This window comes from Blastococcus sp. SYSU DS0510 (assembly GCF_054050835.1).
On the sequence record NZ_JBJHAC010000025.1, the window covers coordinates 21946 to 43424 of the forward strand.

General features: G+C 74.5%; 19 protein-coding genes. 11 read left to right on the plus strand and 8 right to left on the minus strand.

All coding sequences use genetic code 11. From position 1 onward, the window contains the following. Window positions 1–132: 132 nt before the first annotated feature. Window positions 133–2883: a SpoIIE family protein phosphatase gene (locus ACI79P_RS18085; protein ID WP_456582492.1), complete on the minus strand. Its 2751-nt coding sequence runs from the start codon at window positions 2881–2883 to the stop codon at window positions 133–135. A 187-nt stretch (window positions 2884–3070) separates the two neighbouring features. On the opposite strand from ACI79P_RS18085, the gene ACI79P_RS18090 reads away from it, so the two are divergent. The 3 genes from ACI79P_RS18090 to ACI79P_RS18100 all read left to right on the plus strand — a co-directional run bounded on the left by ACI79P_RS18090 (window position 3071) and on the right by ACI79P_RS18100 (window position 6108). Further along, a complete protein-coding gene (locus tag ACI79P_RS18090) occupies window positions 3071–4165 on the plus strand; it encodes an EAL domain-containing protein (protein ID WP_456582448.1) in 1095 nt (364 codons plus the stop codon). A 276-nt stretch (window positions 4166–4441) separates the two neighbouring features. Beyond that, window positions 4442–4726 carry an HU family DNA-binding protein gene (locus tag ACI79P_RS18095; RefSeq protein WP_456582449.1) on the plus strand — a complete coding sequence of 95 codons (285 nt, stop codon included), beginning with the start codon at window positions 4442–4444 and terminating at the stop codon, window positions 4724–4726. Between the two features lie 125 nt (window positions 4727–4851). After that, the gene (locus ACI79P_RS18100) at window positions 4852–6108 is read left to right on the plus strand and encodes a serine hydrolase domain-containing protein (protein WP_456582450.1); all 1257 of its coding nucleotides are present in this window, start codon (window positions 4852–4854) and stop codon (window positions 6106–6108) included. A gap of 120 nt (window positions 6109–6228) precedes the next feature. Here ACI79P_RS18100 and ACI79P_RS18105 read toward each other — a convergent pair whose 3' ends face one another. Next, the gene (locus tag ACI79P_RS18105; RefSeq protein ID WP_456582451.1) at window positions 6229–6732 is read right to left on the minus strand and encodes a MaoC family dehydratase; all 504 of its coding nucleotides are present in this window, start codon (window positions 6730–6732) and stop codon (window positions 6229–6231) included. 28 nt (window positions 6733–6760) lie between these two features. On the opposite strand from ACI79P_RS18105, the gene folP reads away from it, so the two are divergent. The 3 genes from folP to ACI79P_RS18120 all read left to right on the plus strand — a co-directional run bounded on the left by folP (window position 6761) and on the right by ACI79P_RS18120 (window position 9895). Then, window positions 6761–7621 carry a dihydropteroate synthase gene (gene folP / locus ACI79P_RS18110; RefSeq protein WP_456582452.1) on the plus strand — a complete coding sequence of 287 codons (861 nt, stop codon included), beginning with the start codon at window positions 6761–6763 and terminating at the stop codon, window positions 7619–7621. A 162-nt stretch (window positions 7622–7783) separates the two neighbouring features. Further along, window positions 7784–8209, plus strand: coding sequence for a PaaI family thioesterase (locus tag ACI79P_RS18115; RefSeq protein ID WP_456582453.1), 426 nt, complete (start codon window positions 7784–7786; stop codon window positions 8207–8209). Between the two features lie 87 nt (window positions 8210–8296). Then, complete coding sequence (locus ACI79P_RS18120) at window positions 8297–9895, plus strand: 4-coumarate--CoA ligase family protein (RefSeq protein ID WP_456582454.1); 1599 nt, start codon at window positions 8297–8299, stop codon at window positions 9893–9895. Window positions 9896–9945: 50 nt separating this feature from the next. On the opposite strand, the gene ACI79P_RS18125 is transcribed toward ACI79P_RS18120, so the two are convergent. Genes ACI79P_RS18125 through ACI79P_RS18145 form a run of 5 tightly spaced genes read right to left on the minus strand, consistent with a single transcriptional unit; the run spans window position 9946 to window position 15056 of the window. Continuing rightward, a complete protein-coding gene (locus ACI79P_RS18125; RefSeq protein WP_456582455.1) occupies window positions 9946–10269 on the minus strand; it encodes a glycerol dehydratase reactivase beta/small subunit family protein in 324 nt (107 codons plus the stop codon). A gap of 35 nt (window positions 10270–10304) precedes the next feature. Beyond that, window positions 10305–12203, minus strand: a complete 1899-nt coding sequence (locus ACI79P_RS18130) for a diol dehydratase reactivase subunit alpha (protein ID WP_456582456.1) — start codon at window positions 12201–12203, stop codon at window positions 10305–10307. 1 nt (window position 12204) lies between these two features. Then, on the minus strand, window positions 12205–12798 hold the full coding sequence (locus ACI79P_RS18135; RefSeq protein WP_456582457.1) for a propanediol/glycerol family dehydratase medium subunit: 594 nt from the start codon (window positions 12796–12798) through the stop codon (window positions 12205–12207). Between the two features lie 3 nt (window positions 12799–12801). Continuing rightward, entirely contained in the window at window positions 12802–14514 is a 1713-nt protein-coding gene (locus tag ACI79P_RS18140) for a propanediol/glycerol family dehydratase large subunit (RefSeq protein WP_456582458.1), read from the minus strand. Further along, window positions 14511–15056, minus strand: coding sequence for a diol dehydratase small subunit (locus ACI79P_RS18145; protein WP_456582459.1), 546 nt, complete (start codon window positions 15054–15056; stop codon window positions 14511–14513). Before ACI79P_RS18145 ends, ACI79P_RS18140 begins: the two co-directional genes overlap by 4 nt. A 163-nt stretch (window positions 15057–15219) precedes the next feature. On the opposite strand from ACI79P_RS18145, the gene ACI79P_RS18150 reads away from it, so the two are divergent. The 3 genes from ACI79P_RS18150 (at window position 15220) to ACI79P_RS18160 (ending at window position 18349) form a co-directional block, all read left to right on the plus strand. Then, window positions 15220–15639, plus strand: coding sequence for a GlcG/HbpS family heme-binding protein (locus ACI79P_RS18150; RefSeq protein ID WP_456582460.1), 420 nt, complete (start codon window positions 15220–15222; stop codon window positions 15637–15639). Between the two features lie 140 nt (window positions 15640–15779). Further along, on the plus strand, window positions 15780–17291 hold the full coding sequence (locus ACI79P_RS18155; RefSeq protein ID WP_456582461.1) for a GAF domain-containing protein: 1512 nt from the start codon (window positions 15780–15782) through the stop codon (window positions 17289–17291). 65 nt (window positions 17292–17356) lie between these two features. Next, window positions 17357–18349, plus strand: coding sequence for an NAD(P)H-quinone oxidoreductase (locus ACI79P_RS18160; RefSeq protein WP_456582462.1), 993 nt, complete (start codon window positions 17357–17359; stop codon window positions 18347–18349). 66 nt (window positions 18350–18415) lie between these two features. Here ACI79P_RS18160 and ACI79P_RS18165 read toward each other — a convergent pair whose 3' ends face one another. Further along, window positions 18416–19639 carry a cysteine desulfurase-like protein gene (locus tag ACI79P_RS18165; RefSeq protein ID WP_456582463.1) on the minus strand — a complete coding sequence of 408 codons (1224 nt, stop codon included), beginning with the start codon at window positions 19637–19639 and terminating at the stop codon, window positions 18416–18418. An 88-nt stretch (window positions 19640–19727) separates the two neighbouring features. Here ACI79P_RS18165 and ACI79P_RS18170 point away from each other — a divergent pair, with 88 nt between their 5' ends. Both ACI79P_RS18170 and ACI79P_RS18175 read left to right on the plus strand, forming a co-directional pair. Then, the gene (locus ACI79P_RS18170; protein WP_456582464.1) at window positions 19728–20276 is read left to right on the plus strand and encodes a bacterial proteasome activator family protein; all 549 of its coding nucleotides are present in this window, start codon (window positions 19728–19730) and stop codon (window positions 20274–20276) included. Between the two features lie 157 nt (window positions 20277–20433). Then, window positions 20434–21441: a type IV toxin-antitoxin system AbiEi family antitoxin domain-containing protein gene (locus ACI79P_RS18175; RefSeq protein ID WP_456582465.1), complete on the plus strand. Its 1008-nt coding sequence runs from the start codon at window positions 20434–20436 to the stop codon at window positions 21439–21441. Window positions 21442–21479: the final 38 nt, after the last annotated feature.

The following is a 21479-nucleotide window of genomic DNA, read 5'->3' on the forward strand; positions in this document are numbered from 1 at the left end:
CACGAGGGGTCCGGCGCAGTTGCTCTCTGCCCACTCAGGCGGGGCAGAGAGCGACTGCCCGGAGGAGCGCGGTGCCCAGCCCGGGGACCCGGCGGCCGGGGTGCCCGCCAGCGCATCCACCCGGTGCGGGGGTCAGCCCTCGGGAACGAGCCGGACGGCGAGGACGGCGACGTCGTCCTCGGCGTCCGGCAGGATCATCCGCTCCAGGACGCGGTCGCAGAGCTCGTCGAGGGGCAACCCGCCGCACTCGCCGAGGACCTCCAGCAGCTCCTCGGTGCCCGCGTCGATGTCGCGGTCGCGGCGCTCGACCAGCCCGTCCGTGTAGAGCAGCACCGTCGAGCCGGGGGCGAGGACGGCGACGTGGTCCTCGCGGACGGTCTCCGGCGCGACGCCCAGCAGCAGGTCCGCCTGCTTGCCGTCGAGGAGCACCACGCTGCTGTCCGAGGCGAGCAGCGCCGGTGGCGGGTGCCCGGCGTTGGCCCAGCGCAGCCGCATGCGCCCGGCCTCGTCGCCGGGCTCGGGGTCCAGCTGGGCGACCAGCGCCGTCGCCATCGTGTTCAGCGCCAGCCCCTGGACCGCGCGGTCGAGCTCGGTGAGCACCTCGGCCGGTGAGCCGCCGCTGGAGTAGCTGATGCCCCGCAGCAGGCCGCGGACCTGACCCATCGCCGCCGCGGCCCGGGTGTCGTGGCCGACGACGTCGCCGATCGCCAGCACCGTCGTGCCGCCGCGCTGCAGGAAGGCGTCGTACCAGTCGCCACCGATCTCGGCGCCCTCGGCGGCCGGCACGTAGCGGACCACGATCTCGCAGTGCTCCGGCTGCGGTGGCTCGGTCAGCATGCTGCGCTGGAGCGCGTCGGCCAGATCCCGCTGCTGCTCGTAGAGCCGCGCCTGGTGCAGGGCCAGCCCCGCCCGCCGGCCGATCTCCACCGCCGTGTCCACCTCGGCGTCGCCGAGCGGCCCGCGCTGCTCCCCGGTGAACAGCCCCAGCGCGCCGAGCGCCTGCCCGCGCGCGACCAGCGGCACCACGACGGAGGACGTGGCCCCCAGCCGGGCGAAGAGCTCCCGCGTCACGGGATCGGGCAGCGCGCGCGCCACGTGGTCGCAGTCGATGACCGGCAGCACGACGGGGCGGCCGGTGGCGGTCACCTGCCGCGCGGCGGCCTCCTCGGTCATCTCGGCGACCATCGCGCGCACGTAGGCCTGGACCTCCTCGCGCCGCGCCGGGTCCCGGTGACCGCTGGCCACCCCGTGCAGCCGGCCGGCCTCGTCGGTGACCACGATCCAGCACCAGTCGGCCAGCTCGGGCACCACCAGGGAGGCCAGCCGGCCGATCTGCTGGTCGATGTCCAGCGTCCCCGACAGCACCCGCCCGGCCTCCGCGAGCAGCCGCAGCCGCTGGTTGGCCTGCGCCATCGCCGCGACCGCCGCACCGCGCTCGGCGTCGGACTGCAGCCGCGACACGCTCAGCGCGATCTGCGCGGCCAGTGCCTCGAGCACCTCGACGTCGTCCCCGGTGAAGGTGTGCGCGCTGGTCCAGACGACCAGGAACGAGCCGAGCAGCCGCCCTTCGACCCGCAGCGGGATGGTCGCCAGCGCGTGCAACCCCAGCAGTTCGATGACGGGCTCCAGCGCCGGGAAGCGGGCCACGGCCTCGGCGCGGTCGTCGAGCAGGATCCGGCGTCCGTGCCGCGCCGCGTGCTGGGCCGGCAGCGCGTCGTCCATGGGGAGGATGACGCCGTCGCCGAGCACCCCCGCCTCCGGCACGCTCTCCTCCACCGTGGCCACCATGTTCCCGGTCATGCGCAGCCGCAGCGGGCCGCCCGGGAAGTCGAAGACGGCCAGCGCGCTGGACTCCGCACCCAGCACCTGGGCCCCGCGCAGCGCGATGTCGGCGAGCTGGTCCAGCCGCGCCGCGTTGGCGAGCTCGGCCGCCACCTCGGCGATCGCGGCGGCCCGCTGCACCGCGGTGAGCCGCCGCTGCGCCTGCCCGCGCGCCTCGGTGATGTCCACGGCCGTGCCGAGCACGCGCGCCGGGGCGCCGGTCACGTCGGCCACCACCCGCCCGCGGGCGAGCACCCACCGCGTGACGCCGTCCTCGCGCAGCGCCCGGAACTCGACGGTGTAGTCACCGCGCTCCTCCACGGCGACCCGCATGGCCTCGGCGATGGCGGCGTGGTCGTCGGGGTGCACGTGCGAGACCAGGACGTCGTCGAGCGAGTCGAGCTCGACCGCGGAGTCCAGGCCGAACAGCGCCGCGCACCGGTCGTCCCAGTGGATGGTCCCCGTGCGCAGGTCGCGTTCCCAGATGCCCACCGAGCTCGCCTCGAGCGCGACCTCCAGCCAGGCCCGCGAGGTGCCCACCGCCGACTGCGCGGCCGAGAGCTCCAGCTCGGCGACGACGGAGGCGGCCAGCTGCTCCAGCAGCTCGGCGGCGTCCTCGGACCAGGTGCGCGGCTCGGCGTCGTAGGCCGCCAGCGCGCCCACGACCTGACCCGAGACGGCGGTCAGCGGGGCGCCCAGGTAGGAGAGCACCTGCCCCGACGTGACGGCGGGCAGGTCGGCCACCCGCGCGTCCTCGGTGGCGGCGGAGACGACCAGCGGCTGGCCGGTGCGCACCGTGATGGCGGAGAGCGCCCCGGTGAGGAGGGCCGGGCCGCCCACCACGCCGGCCGGGAGGCCGTACCCCCCGACGACGACGTCGTGGTCGGTGAAGAGCGTGACCTTGACGTGCCCCACCCCGAGCACCCGGGCCGTCAGCGCCGAGAGCCGGTCGAACGCCGCGGGGCCGCGCACCTCCAGCAGCAGCCGGCGCGCCGCGGCGATCCGCAGCGGATCGGTGAGCGGGTCGTCCTCGGACCGACCGTCCGGGACCGCGGCGCCCATCGTGGCCACGCATCCTCCGCCCGGCGTCCGCGCCCCCCTGACCGGGGACGTCCCTGGCACATGCTGGCACGCCGCGCCGCGGGCGCGGGACCGGCGTCCCCGGTGTGCCACGGAAGGACGTCCCCCCGCGGGGTGAGGCGGCAGGGGCCGCGTCAAGGACGGGCCCACCCGCGTCGATCACCTGACCATGCTGGGCACGCCCACGGTCGCTCCGCCGGACTGCCGGCCGCTCCTCGCCGACGCCGACGACCTCACCTTGGTCTTCCAGCCGATCGTCGACCTCGCCACGGCGGGGATCGCCGGCTACGAAGCGCTGGCGCGCTTCCCCGGCGCGGCCGGACCCGACGTCTGGTTCGCCGCCGCCGCCGACGCGGGCATCGCGGCCGACCTCGAGGCGCTGGCCATCCACAAGGCGCTCGCCGCCGTCGACCGGCTCCCGGACGGCACGTTCCTCACCGTGAACGTCAGCCCGCACCTGCTGGGCGCCGACGTCGTCCAGGCCGCCCTGGCGACCCGTCCCGACCTGCACCGCGTCGTCCTGGAGCTGACCGAGCACACGCCGGTCGACGACCTCTTCCTCCTGCGCCGGCAGACCGACGCCCTGCGGCAGCGCGGCGCCCTCATCGCCGTCGACGACGCCGGGAGCGGCTACTCCGGCCTGCAGCAGCTGACCGCCGTGCGGCCGCAGCTGGTCAAGCTCGACCGGTCGCTCGTCTCGGACGTCGACGGCGACCCGGTGCGGATGGCGCTGGTGGAGATGATCGGCGAGTTCGCCGGGCGCATCGACGCCTGGCTGCTGGCCGAGGGGGTGGAGACGCCCGCGGAGCTGGCCGCGTTCACCCGCATCGGCGTGCCGCTCGCCCAGGGCTGGCTGCTGGGCCGCCCGGCGCCGGAGTTCCGGCCGCTGGACCCCGACGTCGCCCGGCTGGTGCGGGCCCACGTGGCCCGCGCCCGGCTGACCGACAGCGTCGCCAGCCTGCTGCGCCCGGTGCGCCAGTGCGGCCCGGGCGAGGAGCCGGCGTCACCGCCCGCCGTCCTGGTGGGACCGCACGGCGAGCCCGCGGCCCTGCTGCTCAGCGACCCGCGGACCGGCGAGGTGCACACCGCCCCGCTCTCGCTGCGGGTGCACCCCTCGACCGGTGTCGGGGACGCCCTGCGCAGGGCGCTCACCCGCCCGGCCGCCCACCGCTTCGACCCCGTCGTCTGCACCGACCCCAGCGGCCACGTGCTGGGGCTGCTGCGCATCGAGGACCTGGCGTCGGCCGCCGGCGCCGACCGCTGACCCACCAGAGGAGCGGCTGAGCCCGTCCGCGGGGGCCGCGGGCCCGCGTGACGGCTGTGATCAGCGGGTCTGCTGCGGGTTTCCCGGGACCCCCCACTGGCCAGACCTGCAGGTGGCATGACACCGTGCCCCCGGCCCGGAATCCCGCGAGACCGGGTGCTCGCACCCCCGCCAGGCGTGGGAGCGGGAACCCCGGTGGCGTTCCGCGCGTCCGGGTGAAGAGCCGGCTGCGTGCCGAGGACACGGCACCGCCACCCCCTACGGAAAGGTTGCTCCATGAACAAGGCTGAACTGGTCTCCGCCATCGCCAAGCGCGCCGACGTCCCGACCTCGACGGTCGACTCGGTCCTCGCCGGCCTCCAGGACGAGCTCGTCGACGCGATCACCCGTGGCGAGAAGGTCGCCGTCTCCGGGCTGATCACGGTCGAGCGCACGCAGCGCTCCGCCCGCACGGGCCGCAACCCGCAGACCGGTGAGTCGATCGACATCCCCGCGGCCAACACCGTCAAGGTGACCGCCGGCTCCAACCTGAAGAAGGCCGCGAGCTCCGTCCCGGTCTGATCCCGGGTCGCGCCCGCAGCCGGGCCGACGCCGACCCCGTGTGTCCGGGCTCACAACGCCGTGAGCCAGGATGCCGGTCGAGGCGTCGCCCGGCGGCGGTCGGCGCCCGGGACCCGGAGGTGCGCGTGAGCGACGAACTGCAGGTGGTCACCGACCCGGCAGAGGTGGGCATGGACCCCGCCCGGCTGGGACGCCTGGACGGCCGGCTGGCCCGCTACGTCGAGGAGGGGCAGCTGCCCGGCTTCCTGGTGACGGTCGCCCGCCACGGGAAGCTGGTGCACGTCGGGCGCTACGGCTCCCGCGACGTCGAGCACGGCCGCCCCGTCGAGCTGGACACCCGGTGGCGCATCTTCTCGATGACGAAGCCGGTCACCTCGGTCGCGGCGATGATGCTGTACGAGGAGGGCGCCTTCCAGCTCTCCGACCCGATCTCGCGGTGGCTGCCGGAGTTCGCCGAGACCCGCGTGTACGTGGCCGGGTCGACGATGAAGCCGGTCACCGCGCCGCAGGTGGAGCCGATCCGGATCTGGCACCTGCTCACGCACATGTCGGGGCTCACCTACGGCTTCCACCACGCCCACCCCGTCGACGCGATGTACCGCGCGATGGGCCACGAGTGGGGCACCCCGCCCGGGGCGGACTCCGCCGAGGTCTGCCGACAGTGGGCCTCGGTGCCGCTGGTCTTCCAGCCCGGCAGCGAGTGGAACTACGGCGTCTCCACCGACGTGCTGGGCCGGCTGGTCGAGGTCGTCTCCGGGCAGCCGCTGGACGAGTTCTTCGAGCAGCGCATCTTCGCGCCGCTCGGCATGGCGAACACGTCGTTCGGGCTGCGCCCCGAGGACGACCCCGACACCCTGGCCCGGCTCTACGCCGCCACCCCCGGCCGGCCGGGGGGCGCGCCCACGGGCTTCGCCCCGCTCGACGCCATGGGTCAGGCGGCGCTGAGCAAGCCCGCGTTCCTCTCCGGCGGCGGCGGGCTCGTCTCCACCGCCGGTGACTACCTGCGGTTCGCGGAGATGCTCCGCAGCGGCGGCTCCTACGACGGCGGCCGGCTGCTCGGGCCGCGGACGCTGGCCCACATGGTCAGGAACCACATCCCCGGCGGGCAGGACCTGGAGACCTTCGGCCGGCCGCTGTTCGCCGAGACGCCGCTGCGCGGGGTGGGCTTCGGCCTCGGGGTCTCGGTGGTGATCGACCCGGTGCGCTACGGCGTCGTCTCCAGCGTCGGCGACTACAGCTGGGGCGGGGCGGCGTCGACGGCGTTCTACGTGGACCCGGTCGAGGACCTGACGGTCGGCTTCTACACGCAGCTGCTGCCCTCGAGCACGCTGCCGGTCCGCACCTACCTGCGCCAGCTGATCAGCCAGGCGATCGTCACCTGACCCGCCCCCGGGGCTGGGATCAGGTGGCCTGATCGTCGGGCGTCCTCCCTCGCGGTGTGCGGTGAGGGAGGACGCCCGGCGGTGAGGGTGGACGGCGGTTGCGAGCCGACCGCCCGCCGGTCAGAGGTAGCGGCGGTAGACGACGGTGGCGACCATCGCCGGCTTGCTGCCGCCCTCGACCTCCACGGTGACGGCGAGGTTCATCTGGATGCCGCCCTCGAACGGCGTCGCCGCCTCGAGCGTGGCGGAGGCCCGCACCCGCGCGCCGACGGGCACCGGCGAGGGGAAGCGCACCTTCTCGGTGCCGTAGTTGACGCCCATCCGGAAGCCGGTGATCTCGACGATCTGCGGCATCAGCGCGGGCAGCAGCGACAGCGTCAGGTAGCCGTGGGCGATGGGCCCGCCGAACGGGCTCTCCTTCTTCGCCCGCTCCGGGTCGACGTGGATCCACTGGTGGTCACCGGTCGCCTCGGCGAACTGGTTCACCTGCTCCTGCGTGATCGTCACCCAGTCGCTGTGGCCCAGGTGCTGACCCACCAGGCCCTGGACCCCCTCGACGCCCTCGGCCGTCGTCTGCGCCATCTGCTCTGCCTCCTCGTGCACGGTCTGGTTGGCTGACTCCACCACACACCACCATGGGACGGGGAGCGGGTTGCTGCGACTGGGGGCGCTCGACGTTCCGGACGGCGCGTTCGTGGTCATGGCGATCGTCAACCGCACCCCCGACTCGTTCTACGACCGCGGGGCCACCTACGAGCTGGCCGCGGCCGTCGAGCGGGTGGACCGGGTGGTCGCCGAGGGCGCGGACATGGTCGACGTCGGCGGTGTGAAGGCCGCGCCCGGCGAGGAGGTCTCCCCCGCCGAGGAGGTGCGCCGGACCGTCGACCTCGTGGCCGCGATCCGTGCCGCGCACCCCGCCCTGCCCATCTCCATCGACACCTGGCGGGCCGAGGTCGCCCGTGAGGCGCTGGCCGCCGGCGCCGACGTCGTCAACGACGCCTGGGGCGGCGTGGACCCGGCGCTGGCGGTCGTCGCGGCCGAGGCCGGCGCCGGCATCGTCTGCACCCACGCCGGTGGGCTGCCGCCGCGCACCCGGCCGCACCGTGTCGCCTACGACGACGTCGTCGCCGACATCGTCACGCGGACGACGGCGCTGGCCGAGGCCGCCGTCGCCGCCGGGGTGGACCGCGAGCGCGTGCTGGTCGACCCGGGGCACGACTTCGGCAAGAACACCCGGCACTCGCTGGAGGCGACCCGCCGGCTGGACGAGCTCGTCGCGACCGGCTGGCCGGTGCTCGTGGCGCTGTCGAACAAGGACTTCGTCGGCGAGACCCTCGACGTCCCGCTGGGCGAGCGGCTCACCGGCACGCTGGCCGCCACCGCGGTGAGCGCCTGGCTGGGCGCCCGGGTGTTCCGCGCCCACGACGTCGCCCCGACCCGGCAGACGCTGGACATGGTCGCCTCGATCCGCGGCACCCGCCCGCCGGTGCGCACCGTCCGCGGCCTCGCCTGACGCGATGACACCGCCGTCCGCGGACGACGCCGCAGCCACGCCGAGCCACGATCAACTCACCTGATCATCGAGCGTCCTCCCTCACGGTGGGCGGTGAGGGAGGACGCGCCGCGATCAGGTCACCTGATCCCGGCGCAGCGGGCCTCGCTAAGTTCCCTTCCCATGTCCGCCACCGGGTTCCTGACCGCCGACGAGCTCAACGACCTGCTGCCGGGCACCCTCCCCGGCCTGCTCGGCATCGTCGTCGACACCCACGAGCCCGGGCGGCTGACGAGCCACCTCGACGTCCGCCCCGAGCTGCTCGCCCCCAACGGCTACCTGCACGCGGGCACCGTCGTAACCCTCGCCGACACCAGCTGCGGCCTGCCCACGCGCGCGCTGCTCCCCGAGGGTGCCAGCGGGTTCACCACGATCGAGCTCAAGAGCAACCACCTGAGCACCGCGCGGGAGGGCCGGCTCACCTGCGAGGCCACCAACGTGCACGCCGGGCGGACCACCCAGGTGTGGGACGCCGTCGTCCGCAACGCCGCCACCGGGAAGACCATCGCGTTGTTCCGGTGCACGCAGTCGGTGCTGTGGCCCCGCTGACCGGGCGAACCCGCCGGTAACCCCCTTGTGAGCGGGGACACCGCGGGTGTGAGACTGGCGCCACACACCATGCGAGGAGGAACACCCGTGGCGCTGTCGAGCCCGTATCCCGACGTCGAGATCCCGAACGTCTCCGTCCCCGAGTTCGTCCTGGCGGCCGGCCGGGAGAAGCCCGATGCACCGGCCCTGATCGACGGCCTCAAGGGCGACGTCATCACGCACGGCCAGCTGGCCCAGTACGTCGACCGGGTCGCGGCCAACCTGCACGCCCGCGGCCTGCGCAAGGGCGACGTCGTCGCCGTCTTCTGCCCGAACACCCCGTGGTTCCCGGTGGTCTTCCACGGCATCGCCGCGGCCGGCTGCGTGATGAGCCCGATCAACTCGCTCTACACGCCCGACGAGATCGCCTTCCAGCTGAAGGACTCCGGCGCGAAGATCCTGATCACCATCGGGCTGTTCCTGGACCGCGCCACGGCGGCCGCGGAGAAGACGCCGCTGGACGAGATCATCGTGCTCGACGGCGCGGAGGGGCACGCCAACCTGTTCGACCTGCTGGGCGCCGACGCGCCGTCGGTCCAGGTGGACATCGACCCGGCGAACGACCTGGTCACGCTGCCGTACTCCAGCGGCACCACCGGGCTGCCCAAGGGCGTCATGCTCACCCACCGCAACCTGGTGGCCAACGTCGCGCAGTGCCGCCCGCTGATCCGGCTGGGCGAGGACGAGCGGATCATCGCCGTCCTGCCGTTCTTCCACATCTACGGCCTGACCGTGCTGATGAACCAGGGCCTGGCGTGGGGCGGCGCCGTCGTCACGCTGCCGCGCTTCGACCTGGAGGACTTCCTCCGCACCATCCAGGACCACAAGATCACCCGCGCGTTCGTCGCGCCGCCCATCCTGCTGGCGATGGCCAAGCACCCGGTGGTCGACCAGTACGACCTGTCGTCGCTGACCTCGATCCTGTCGGGCGCCGCCCCGCTCGACGAGCAGCTCGCGCTGGCCGCCCAAGACCGGCTGCGCAAGGGCGCCGACACCGGCGTCACCGTCGGGCAGGGCTACGGCATGACCGAGCTCTCGCCGGTCTCGCACACCACGCCCGACCCGGGCGCCGAGCCGCCGGGCGTCAGCAGCGAGGTGCCCAAGGGCTCGGTCGGCTACGCGGTGCCCAACACCGAGTGCCGGCTGGTCGACCCGGGCACCGGCCAGGACGCAGCGCCGGGCGAGCGCGGTGAGCTGTGGGTGCGCGGCCCCCAGGTGATGAAGGGCTACCTGAACAACCCCGACGCCACCGCCGGCACCGTCGACAGCGAGGGCTGGCTGCACACCGGCGACGTCGCCGTCGTCGACGAGAACGGCTGCTACACGGTCGTCGACCGCGTCAAGGAGCTGATCAAGTACAAGGGCTACCAGGTGGCCCCGGCCGAGCTCGAGGCCGTGCTGATCAACCACCCGGAGATCGCCGACGCCGCCGTCATCGGCGTGCCGGACAAGGAGAGCGGCGAGGAGCTGCCGAAGGCGTTCATCGTCCGCGCGCCGGGCTCGGAGCTCACCGAGGACGCCGTCATGGCGTACATGTCCGAGAAGGTGGCCCCGCACAAGAAGATCCGCTTCGTCGAGTTCATCGAGCAGGTGCCGAAGTCGGCAGCCGGCAAGATCCTGCGCAAGGACCTCAAGGCCCGCGCCTGAGAACGCCCCGCGACGGCGGTGGGGCCCCGGCACGGCGACGTGCCGGGGCCTCACCCCAGCGGCAGCCCCTTGACCACCCGACCGGCCGTCCGCCCGGCCCGGCGCAGCTCGACCGGTCCCGCGCCCGCCCCGACGACGAGCACCGCGCGCCGCGCGGGGAGCTTCCCGTGGTGCACCGCGACCGCCCCGGCGGCGTCCACCCCGATCCCCACCTCCAGCCGGGAGTCCGTCGCCGCGGCGTGCGCCATCGCCACGGCATCCGGGGATCCGTGCGGCAGCACGACCTCGCGGGTCGGCACCCCCTCCTCCTCCATCCCGGCGTGGAGTTCGCGCAGCACCGTGGCATCGGCATCCGCGTGGCGGTGCACCAGCACCGCCGGGGGCTCCGGTGCCGACCTCCCCGGCGCGGTCACGGCACGGCGGCGGCTGCGTCCACCGGCGCCGCCGGGACGGCGGTGGCCGCCGCGTAGGCGTGCACGAGGCCCGAGGCGACGGCGTTGCGCGGCCCCTCGGTGCCCAGCACGTTCCCGGTTCCGCACACGATGCCGTGACCGGCCAGCGCGTCGGCGATCATGTCCGGGATCTCGAAGTCCAGGGCGGAGCCGCCGAGCAGGACCACGAAGTCGAGGGCTCGCAGGTCCGCGTCCGGCGCGACCTGGCGGAGCGCGCGCAGGGAGTTGACGACGAAGACCCGGCGCTTGGCCTCCCGGCGGACACGGCGCACGCGGTCCAGCCCGTGCCTCGTGACCACCGGGACCGGCCCCTCCGGCGTCATGACCACCACCCGGGCGAACACGTGGGCCGGCAGCGGGTCGGGGAAGAACTGCACCGTCCCGTCCTCGTGGCGGACGTGGAAGAAGCTCTCGACCTTCGCCAGCGGGAACCGCTTGACGCTCTCGGCCACCTCCCGGTCGTCCAGCGCCAGCTCCGAGTCGATGAGCTTGGTGACGAGCTCGCCCGCACCCGCGACGTGCACCGCGGTGCTCCGGCCGGCGCGGTCCACCAGGGCCGCGTCGGTCGATCCGCCACCGAGGTCGAGCACCGCGACCGGCCGGTCCACGCCCGGGGTGGTCAGCGCGCCGCCCACGGCCATCTCGCCCTCGACCCCGCCGATCTCGGCCGGGACGCCCAGCCGGGTGGACACCTCGTCGGCCACCAGCTGCATGCGGCTGCGGCTGGTGCGCACCATCGCCGCCAGCGCGACCGCGTTCTCCAGCGCGACCTCACCCGCCAGCCCGCCGCGCACCTCGGCGGGCACGAAGGTGTCGACGGCCAGGACGTCGCGGATGGCGATCTCCGCCGAGGGGACGCCCGCCTGGCCGGGCACCTCCATGACGTCGGCCATGGTGTCGCGGACCTGGGCCAGCATGCCGCCCACGTGGGTGCCCGGCTCACCGTGCGCGTCGTCGAGCGGCTGGACGCGGGCGAGGGTCGCCATGATCGCCTCCGCACCGGCGTCGACGTCGACCCGCAGGGTCTTGCCGGCACCCCGCAGCTCCAGGACCCCCACCGGGATGCGCCGGTCGGAGACGTCACCCGACGGGGTCCGGATCACGACGGCCGAGCGGTTGCCGGTGAGCGCCCGCGCCACGGGCGACACGTGCCGGGTCTGCTCGGGGTCCAGGCCGAACACGGTGGCCAACCCGTAGGTGTTCGACAGGGTCCGGATGGTGCGACCGGGCGCGGCCACCTCGACCGCGGCGAGCATGCCCAGCGGCACCTTCTCCACCGACGCGACCTCGTCGACCACCGGTATGGGCCGGGAGAGCCGGTTGGTGACCAGGACGGCGTCGTCCCCGGCGAGCACCGCGGCCACGACCTCCACGCCGCGGTCGACCGCCGTGTTGAGGGCGCCGGCGACGTCGTCGAAGTCCCAGCCGTGCGGCACCACGCAGATCACCGGCGTCCCGGCCTCCTGCGCGGCGAGGTCGGTGACCGACACGGTGGTGCCCACCCCGAGCCCCTCCCCGCCCGGGGTGGCCGGGTTGTGCCCGATCATGGTCGATTCGGTGATGATCGTCTCGGTGATCGTCTCCATGGCCAGCCCGCTGATGACCGGCGTCGCCTCGTTGAGCAGCACGACGTGCACGTCGGCGGGATCCCGCCCGGCACGGGCCAGCGCGCCCCGGATCGCGACGAGCGCTCCCGCGCTGTTGTCCGGGGTCCCCTTCACGCCGGTGGTGTGCGTCAGATCGGTGCCCAGGTGGTCGGCCGCGCCGTCCGCACCGATCACGGCGACGCAGGCCTCGGTGGTGGAGTTGCCGATGTCGACGCCGACGACGAGCCGTCGACCGCGCTGACCGGTCACCTCAGCCGGCGGGCCCGAACGCCACCGCCAGCTCGACCGGCTCGCGGTCGTGCTGGATGCACTCGAACTCCTTGAGGTGCAGCAGAGCGGCCTTCGCCTGCCACCGGGGTCGCGCCATCTGGTCGTTGCGGGTCGGTACGGGCTGGGGTGACTCGCCCTTGGCGTACTGGGCTGCGTTCGAGCCGATCATCCGGAACACCGGCGGGTCGAGCAGCGGTGACTGGGGGAAGAGCTCGAGGTTGCTCAGCCGCGCGAGGTCCTTCTGGTGGATCATCGTGGTGCCCCGGGAGAGCAGCCCCACCGAGATCCCCGAGCCGGACAGCTTCGCGGCGGTGTGCGACAGGGCGGCGAGATCGGCGGTCGACCAGACGCGCACGACCCGCGCCGTCACGCCCTGCTCCTCGATGCCGGCGAGCAGCTGACGCAGCACCTCGGCGTGCGGCACCCCGACGATCGTCTGGCTGAAGTGCCCACCGAAGGCCGGGGACACCGCGACCACGACCTCGTCGCCGCGGGTCCCCCGGCCGGCCGGCCCCACCTCGCGGAGCGACAGCGTGCGCTCCGGTCGTGCCGGCGTCGTCTCCAACGTGGTCACGGCTCAGCTCACCTCGGTCTCGGGGTCGGTGGCGGAGGTGACGTGCCGCAGCTTCTTGAGCTGCTCCCACCTCTCGCCCTCCAGCCGGTAGCCCGTGCCGGGCCCGGCGTAGTCGTTGGCGTCGTTGATCGCCGACAGCGGCACGAAGTCGGCGGTGAGGACGGCGGACGTCTGCAACAGGTCCCCGCTCACCCGTTGGCGCAGGACCGCCAGCAGGTTCCCGGCGACGTCGTGGAAGCCGGTGGCCTCCAGTCCCCGCACGAGGTCCAAGCCGGTGATCCCGCGGTCCATCACGGACTGCGCACCCTTGAGGTCGGCGAGCACGTCCCGGAACGGGTAGTCGTTGGAGGAGTTCGCGCGGGTCGCGGCCTCCACCTCCTCGTCGGTGATCGACGGGAGGTCCAGGTGGGCGAAGAGGGCCTGCAGCGCCCGCGCCGCTCTGTTCCGGACGGCGAGGATCTCGTCCTCGCGCACGTGCCGGAGGCCCCCGTCGACCTGGAGGTCGCGCTGGATGGTGTTCCAGTCGTCGTAGTCGTCGGTGTCGAAGTTGGAACCCGCGAACATGTTGTCGGGGTTCGGCACGGCCGAGTAGCCGGAGCAGACGAAGTCGGTGCCCGGCAGCAGCTGCGGCATCAGCCGGGCCACCCGGCGCATCGAGGAGTGGGAGAAGGACTGGTCGTTCCCCGACGCGCACTCGAGGTCGAGCATGCTGGCCACCAGGTTCTCCGCGGCCACCGCGCGGATGCCGCCCGGCACCGCCCCGGGCACGCCGATGCAGCTGATCGACCCGTTCTGCAGACCCTGCACGCCGGCGCCCTTGGCCATGAGGATGCAGCGGATCTCCAGGTAGAGCATGGACCTGCCCTCGGCGTTGCCCATCTGCACCTCCGACCCGGTCCCGGAGGTGAAGCGCATCTTGATGCCGCGGGAGGCGTACGCCGAGGCGAGGAATGCCTTGGACCAGGGGGTGTCGTCGCCGTCGACGAACACCGACTCCGTCCCGTACACGGAGATGGTCTCCGCATAGGCGGTGATGCCGCGCATGCCCAGCTCGAGCTCGGTCGCCTCCTCCAGCGCGCACTGGGTGAGGACGCCACCGCGCCCGACCTGCCCGCCCACCTGCAGCGCGATCGCCACCAGCGGGGCGTACCGCACCACACCCAGCGTCGTCTCCAGCTCGGCGAACCCGCGCAGCGCTCCCTCGGCGGCGTCCACGGCCACCTGGAGCGGGTTGTCGCGGGCGCTGGTGGAGTGGGCCTGGTTCGCCGGCGTGCGGCGGGCCCGCATCTTCTGCATCCCCTGCATGATCTCGACGACGTTCATCAGCTTGACGACGTCGAGGATCTTGGCGGGGGTGAGGCCGCGGGTCACCTGGAGCACGTCGGCGCGGGAGGCCCGGGGGTCGATGAGCATCCGGGCGATCTCGATCGACGGCACGGCGTTGGATGCCTCGGCCGTGGCGACGTCGATCGCGTGGTCGGCGATGAAGGTGTCCATGAAGTCGAAGTCGGCGCGTGCGCGGCCGTCGAGCTCGACGATCCGGCCTTCCTCCACCCGCACACCCGGGGCCGGGTCGAAGGCGCTCTCCATCGCCACGAGGCCCTTCTCGGGCCACTCCTCCACGAAGCCGTCGAGGTTGACCGGCCGCGCCTCGAGGACGTCGGTGCGCCGGGAGCGCCCGGGCTCGTCCGCCGTGCGGGGCTGCGTGGTGGTCATGTCCGCGGTGTCCTCTCGCTCAGCTCGGGGGTGAGGTCTGCGGCCGCGACGTCGTCGGCGGCGGTGGGGGGCACGTCCCCGGAGGCGACCGGGCCGTCGGCGTCGGTGGCGGCGTCGGGGGCCAGCAGGCGGCGCCGGGCGTAGACCTCGGCGGCCTCGCGGACCAGGCCGGCGCAGGTCGGCGCCGAGTACGTGCCCTCCAGCCGGTCGGCGAGCGAGCGCAGCTCCGCACCCGTCGAGGCGCGGGGGCGGAGCGCGTTGTACATCTGCAGCACCTCGACGTCGGGTATCACGGCCATCTCCGCCGCGCGCCGGAAGTTGGCCGCCAGCTGCGGGCGGCCGCTCGCCTCGGCCAGCTGGGCCTGCAGCTCGAGGGTCTGCGGGGCGATCCGCAGGTCGTCGGCCGACAGCTCGCCGGACACCACCGCGGCCATGGTCAGGTCGCTGACCGACTTGCCGGTGGGGGTGCGCAGGAGGTCGGGCCGGTTGATGGACAGCGGGTAGTCGGCGGGGGTCAGCGGTCTGCTCGGTGGCGTGCTCATCCGGCGGCGCTCCTGTGGTGGTCCGGCGCGGGCGTCCAGCCCGGCAACTGTGACAGGCGCCACGTTGCACGCGCGTTGCGTCGGGGGACGGCGGGCACCGGGCCGCGGACCGGCACGACGGGAGGGCTGGCCCCGACGGAGCGTTGGCGGTTTGCTGCCCGCCATGACACCTCGCCTCACCCACGCAGAAGCCCGCCAGGTGCTGGACGCCGGCATCGCCAAGGCCGAAGAGATCGGCCAGCCGATGAACGTGGCCGTCGTCGACGACGGTGGCCACCTGGTGGCCTTCGCCCGGATGGACGGCGCCATCCGGGCCAGCATCGACATCTCCAACCGCAAGGCGGTGACGTCGGCGCTGATGGCCCTGCCGACCGCCGCGCTCATGCCCCTCGTCCAGCCGGGGGCCGAGCTCTACGGCCTCGAGCACACCGCGGGCGGCCTGGTCACCTTCGGCGGTGGGATCCCCCTGCAGCGCGGGAGCGAGATCATCGGAGCGGTGGGGGTCAGCGCCGGATCCGTCGAGCAGGACGTCGTCGTCGCGACGGCGGCCGCGGCTGCGCTCGACGGCCGGCCTGACGCCTGACGCCTGCCGCCTGCCGCCTGCCGCCTGCCGCCACGAGCAGGACCGGCGGTGGCGGGGGTTGCCCGCCCGGCGCGGCCGGGTCGATGATGCGCGGGCGAGGTGTGCTCGGCGGGTGCCCGGCACCGGGCTCGGAGGTGCGGGTGACACGCGGAGCGGCGCCCCGGCTCGGCAGCGCGCGGACGGCACCCGATCCCGTCGCGCACGCCCGCACCCTGAGCAGGGTCTTCGACGCGGTCCTCGCCGGCGACGCGGACGCCCCCCGCCCGCGCCCGGTCGTGTCGGCCTCGTGGCAGCGGAGCCTCGCCGCGCACGTCGACCCCGAGCACCGCACCCCGCCGGTCGTCTACGCGGAGGACGAGCTGCGGGACATCCGGGATGCCCACCCGCTGAACGCGGTGCTCCCCCTCCTGCAGAGCACCCTGGCCAGCATCGCCGACGAGGCCGTGCACGTCATGCTGGTCACCGACGCGGCCGGCAACGTCCTGTGGCGGGAGGGCGCGGCCACCCTGCTCCACCAGGGGGACCGGGTCGGCCTGTTCCCCGGCACGAACTGGAGCGAGCAGGCCATCGGCACGAACGCGATGGGAACGACGCTGGCCGTGGACGAGCCGGTGCAGATCCACTCGGCCGAGCACCTCGTCCGCACCTACCACAGCTGGACCTGCGTGGCCGCGCCCGTGCACGACCCGGAGACCGGCTCGATCCTCGGCGCGATAGACCTCAGCGGCCCTCTGAAGACCGTGCACCCGGCGCTCGTGCAACTGGTCTCCACCACCGCGCAGCTCGCCGAGCACCAGCTTCGGGTGCGGTCGGCGATCGCCGACGAGCGCCTGCGCCGGCAGAACATGCGGCACCTGACGGCCCTGCGGGGCGCCCCCGGAGCTCTCCTCACCCCGTCCGGCCGGCTGCTCGCCGGGCAACCCTGGGGCTGGTGGCCCGACCGCATGGAGATCCCCGCCGCGGGCGACCGGCTCGTGCTTCCGGGTGGCCAGGAGGTGGTGGTCGAGCAGCTGGACGAGGGGCTCCTCCTGCGCACCACCGACCGCCTCTCCGGCAGCGCCGCCGGGCCACCCGAGAGGGCGCTCTCCCTGCGCCTCATGGGCGACGAGCCGCCCCGGGCGGTGGTGCGGGGACGCCCGATCCCGCTCACCCTCCGCCCTGCCGAGATGCTCACCGCCCTGGTGCTGCACCCCGAGGGGCTCACCGGCGAGCAGCTGGCCCTGCTGCTGTACGGCGACGAGGGCAACCCCACGACGGTGCGTGTCGAGGTCCTCCGCCTGCGCAGCCTCATCGGCGCCGAGTTGCTGCTGACCCGGCCCTACCGGCTGACCACCCCGGTGGACAGCGACCTGGGCAGGGTGCGTCGCGCGCTGCAGCAGGGCCAGGCCGCCACGGCGCTGCGGGGGGCGCCCGGGCCCCTGCTGCCCCGCTCGGAGGCGCCACTGGTCCGCCAGCTGCGCGGCGAGCTGTCGGCCGCCGTGCGCCGTGCGGTGCTCGACTCCGGGGACGTGGACCTGCTGCACGAGCTGGCCCACCACCGCCTCGGCGAGGACGACCTGGAGGTGCACGACCGGCTGATCGAGCTGCTGCCCGCGCGCGATCCGCGGCTGGCGCCCCTGGCGGTCCGCCGGGGTCGGCTGGCGGCCGACTGACCCGGAGCCCGTCCTGCCCCGGCCCGCGAGAGGTGGGGAGCCCACGGGCCTCCTAAGGTGCGGGCATGCGCGCGGTGACGATCAGCGAACCCGGCGGTCCGGAGGTGCTGACCTGGGGGGAGGCGCCCGACCCGGTCTGCGGCCCCGGCGAGGTCGTCGTCGACGTCGTCGCCACCGCCGTGAACCGCGCCGACCTCCTCCAGCGGCGAGGCAACTACGCGCCCCCGCCCGGTGCGACGCAGGTCCTCGGCCTGGAGTGCAGCGGGATCGTGAGCGAGGTCGGGGAGGGCGTCACCGGCTGGGCGGTCGGCGACGAGGTGTGCGCCCTGCTCGCCGGCGGTGGCTACGCCGAGCGGGTCGCCGTCCCGGCCGCGCAGGTGCTGCCCAGGCCGTCGGGCGTGGAACTGGCGACGGCCGCCGCCCTGCCGGAGGTGGCCTGCACCGTCTGGTCCAACGTCTTCATGCTCGCCGGGCTGCGCCGGGGGGAGACGTTCCTGGTGCACGGCGGGTCCAGCGGCATCGGGACCATGGCGATCCAGCTCGCCGCCCGCGCCGGCGCGCGGGTGCTCACGACCGCAGGGACGGCGGCCAAGCTCGACGTCTGCCGCGAGCTCGGCGCCGACGTCGGCATCAACTACCGCGACGAGGACTTCGTCGAGCGCGTGCGGGAGGCGACCGACGGCCGGGGGGTCGACGTCGTCCTGGACAACATGGGCGCCGAGTACCTGGCCCGCAACGTCGATGCCCTCGCGACCGGCGGGCGGCTGGTGATCATCGGCATGCAGGGCGGCGCGAAGGCCGAGCTGCACATCGGGAAGCTGCTGGCCAAGCGGGCCTCGGTGCACGCCACGGCGCTGCGGTCGCGCCCGGTGGAGGGCCGCGGGGGCAAGGCGGAGATCGTGGCGGCCGTGCGGCACGACGTGTGGCCCGACGTCGAGCGCGGCACGATCCGGCCGATCGTCGACCGCCGCCTGCCGATGTCGCGGGCGGCCGAGGCCCACCGGGTCGTGGAGGCCAGTGAGCACGTCGGCAAGGTGCTGCTGGTCAACGGCGACTGAGGAAGGACCCCGCTGCCCCCCACCACTCGCACGCTCGCAGCGGGGCCGTGAGGAGGAGGGGGTCCTTCAGCAGCGGGGGCGCAGTCCGGCGACGGCGTCGATGATCCGGCCGACCTCGTCCGCGGTGTTGTAGTGCATGAGGCCCAGGCGCACCGCTCCCCCGCTCTCGTTGACCCCGAGGGCGTCGAAGAGCTCGCGGGCGTAGAAGTCGCCGTCCCAGGCGCAGATGCCGGCGCGGGCGAGCTCCGCGGCCACCTGGCGGGGGCGCATGCCGGCGACGGTGAACGACAACGTCGGGGTGCACCGCTCGGGCTCGCCCAGCACCTGCACGTGCCGCATGGCGCGGAGCGCCTGGTCCAGCCAGTCGAACAGGTCGCCCTCGTGCCGGGCGACGGCGGCCATCGACATCCGCAGCCGGTCGCGGCGGCTGCCGAACGCCTCCCCGCAGAGACCGGCCAGGTGGTCGACGGCGGCGCTCACGCCGGCATAGAGCTCGAACGGCGGCGTCCCCGTCTCGAACCGGTCGGGCACCCGGTCGGAGGAGGGCAGCAGCTTCTCCGGCTGCAGGTGGCCGAGCAGGTCGGGGTCGGCGACCACCGCCGCGACGTGCGGGCCGCACCACTTGTAGGCCGACACCGCGAGGAGGTCGGCGCCCAGGGACGCCTTGTCCAGGAACACGTGCGGGGCGGCGTGCACGGCGTCGACGTAGACGACTGCCCCGACCGCGTGCGCCTGCGCGGCGATGCCGGCGACGTCGGGCCGGGTGCCCAGGGCGTTGCTGGCCGCGGTGACGGCCACCAACCGGGTGCGCCGGTTCAGCAGCTCGGCGTACTGCCAGGCGGGCAGCTCACCGGTCTCGATGTCGACCTCCGCCCAACGCACCTGCACGCCGGTGACGGCGGCCAGCTGCAGCCAGGGGCGGACGTTGGCGTCGTGGTCCAGCCGGCTCAGCACGATCTCGTCACCCGGCCGCCAGGTGCGGGCCAGCGCGCGGGCCATCCCGTAGGTCAGCGCCGTCATGCTCGGGCCCAGGACCACGCCGCCGGGACGGCCGCCCACGAGGTCGGCGACGGCCGCGCGGGCGCCGGAGACCAGCGCCTCGGCCCGCCCGGACGCCGGGAAGACCCCGCCGCGGTTCGCGACCGGCATGCGCATCGCGGAGCCCACGGCGTGCGCGACGTTCTCGGGGACCAGCGAGCCGGCCGGACCGTCCGCGTGGACGTACCCGTCGGAGAGCGCCGGGAAGAGGCCGCGCACCCGCGCGACGTCCAGCCGGCCCCCCGAAGACATGGGCCGCACCCTAGTTCGTGCGCCCGGTCGGTCCCGCGCCGTCCCGGTGCCCCGGCGGACCGTCCGCACCACCGGGCAGGATGGGGGCATGACTGCACCGCAGAACGGCAACGAGCGCCCGCAGCAGGTCGTCGTGGTCGGGCCCGACGGGCGTCCGGTCGGCACCGTGCCGATGCCCCAGGGGCCCGACGAGGAGGGCGACGGCGCGCCGGGCGTCGGCGAGCTGGTCGAGCAGCCGGCGAAGGTGATGCGGATCGGCACGATGATCAAGCAGCTGCTGGAGGAGGTCCGCGCCGCGCCCCTGGACGACGCCAGCCGCAACCGGCTGCGCGACATCCACGCCTCCTCGATCCGGGAGCTGGAGCAGGGCCTGGCGCCGGAGCTCCGCGAGGAGCTGGAGCGGATCACCCTGCCCTTCAGCGAGGGCGAGACCCCCTCGGACGCCGAGCTGCGGATCGCGCAGGCGCAGCTGGTGGGCTGGCTGGAGGGCGTGTTCCACGGCATCCAGACGGCGCTGTTCGCCCAGCAGATGGCCGCCCGCGCCCAGCTGGAGGAGATGCGCCGCAAGGCCCTCCCCGGCGGGCAGGCGCCGGCCCAGCAGCCCGACTTCCGGCCCGGCGGCGGCCAGTACCTCTGACACCTGGCCCCGGCGGGGATCAGGTGACCTGATCACCGGGTGTCCTCCCTCAGCGTCTGCGGCGAGGGAGGACACCCCGCGCTGAGGACGGACGCCGGTTGTCCACAGATCGGCCGACGCCGTCCCGCGGCCGGCCGGGGATCCCGAGACTGGCGCGGTGCACCCAGTCCTCGAGGCCGCCGCCCGACGCCGTGACGGCGTCTTCACCGTCGCCGATGCCCGCCGCGCCGGCTACCGCCCCGACGAGATCCGCTCGGCCGTCGGATCGGGCGCCTGGCACCGGCTGCGCCGCGGCGTCTACGTGACGGCCGAGACCTGGGCCACCGCGGCCGGCGACCCTCGGGCCCGGCACCTCCTCGCCGCGGTCGCGGCGCTCACCGTCCTGCGCGCCGGCCCGGTGCTCAGTCACTCGTCCGCGGCCCGCTTCCACGAGCTGGTCCTCCCCCGCGGTGTCGACGACGTCGTCCGGTTGACCGACCCGGACCAGTGGCGGGTCGGCGACGGCTACCGCATCGCCGCCGCGGCGCTGCCCGCGGACGACGTCGTCGACACCGGCCCGTTCCGGGTGACGGGCGTTGCGCGGACGCTGGTCGACTGCGCCAGGGAGCTGCTGGTCGCCGACGCCGTCGTCGCCTTCGACGCGGCGATCTTCCGCAAGCAGGTGCGCCGGCGCGAGCTGACGACGGCGGTGCTGCAGCAGAGCCACTGGCTGGGCATCGGTGGGGCGGCGCGCGCCCTCGGCCTGGCCGACGGGCGAGCCGAGTCGCCGCTGGAGTCGCGGGGCCGGTTGGCCCTCCTGGACGCCGGGCTGCCCCGCCCTGAGCTGCAGGTGGACCTGCACGGGCCTCGCGGCTTCGTCGCGCGGGTGGACGCCTGGTTCGAGGACGCCGGTGTCGCCGTCGAGTTCGACGGGCGCATCAAGTACGAGGACCCCCACGGCGGCCGCACCCCGGCGGAGGTTGCCTGGCGGGAGAAGCGTCGCGAAGACCGGATCCGCGACCTCGACGTGCGGGTGGTCCGCGTCGTCGACGAGGACCTCCCCCGGCTCCACGGACCCGCCGAGCGCCTCCGCGAGCTGCTGGCCCGGCCGTTGAGCGGGCCTCGCCGCTTCCGGGTGGTCCGCCGGCCCGAGCCCGGGTCCGATCCGGCGGACGCCGTCGCCTGACACCTGCCCGGTCGCGTCCTCCCTCAACGCGGAGCGTC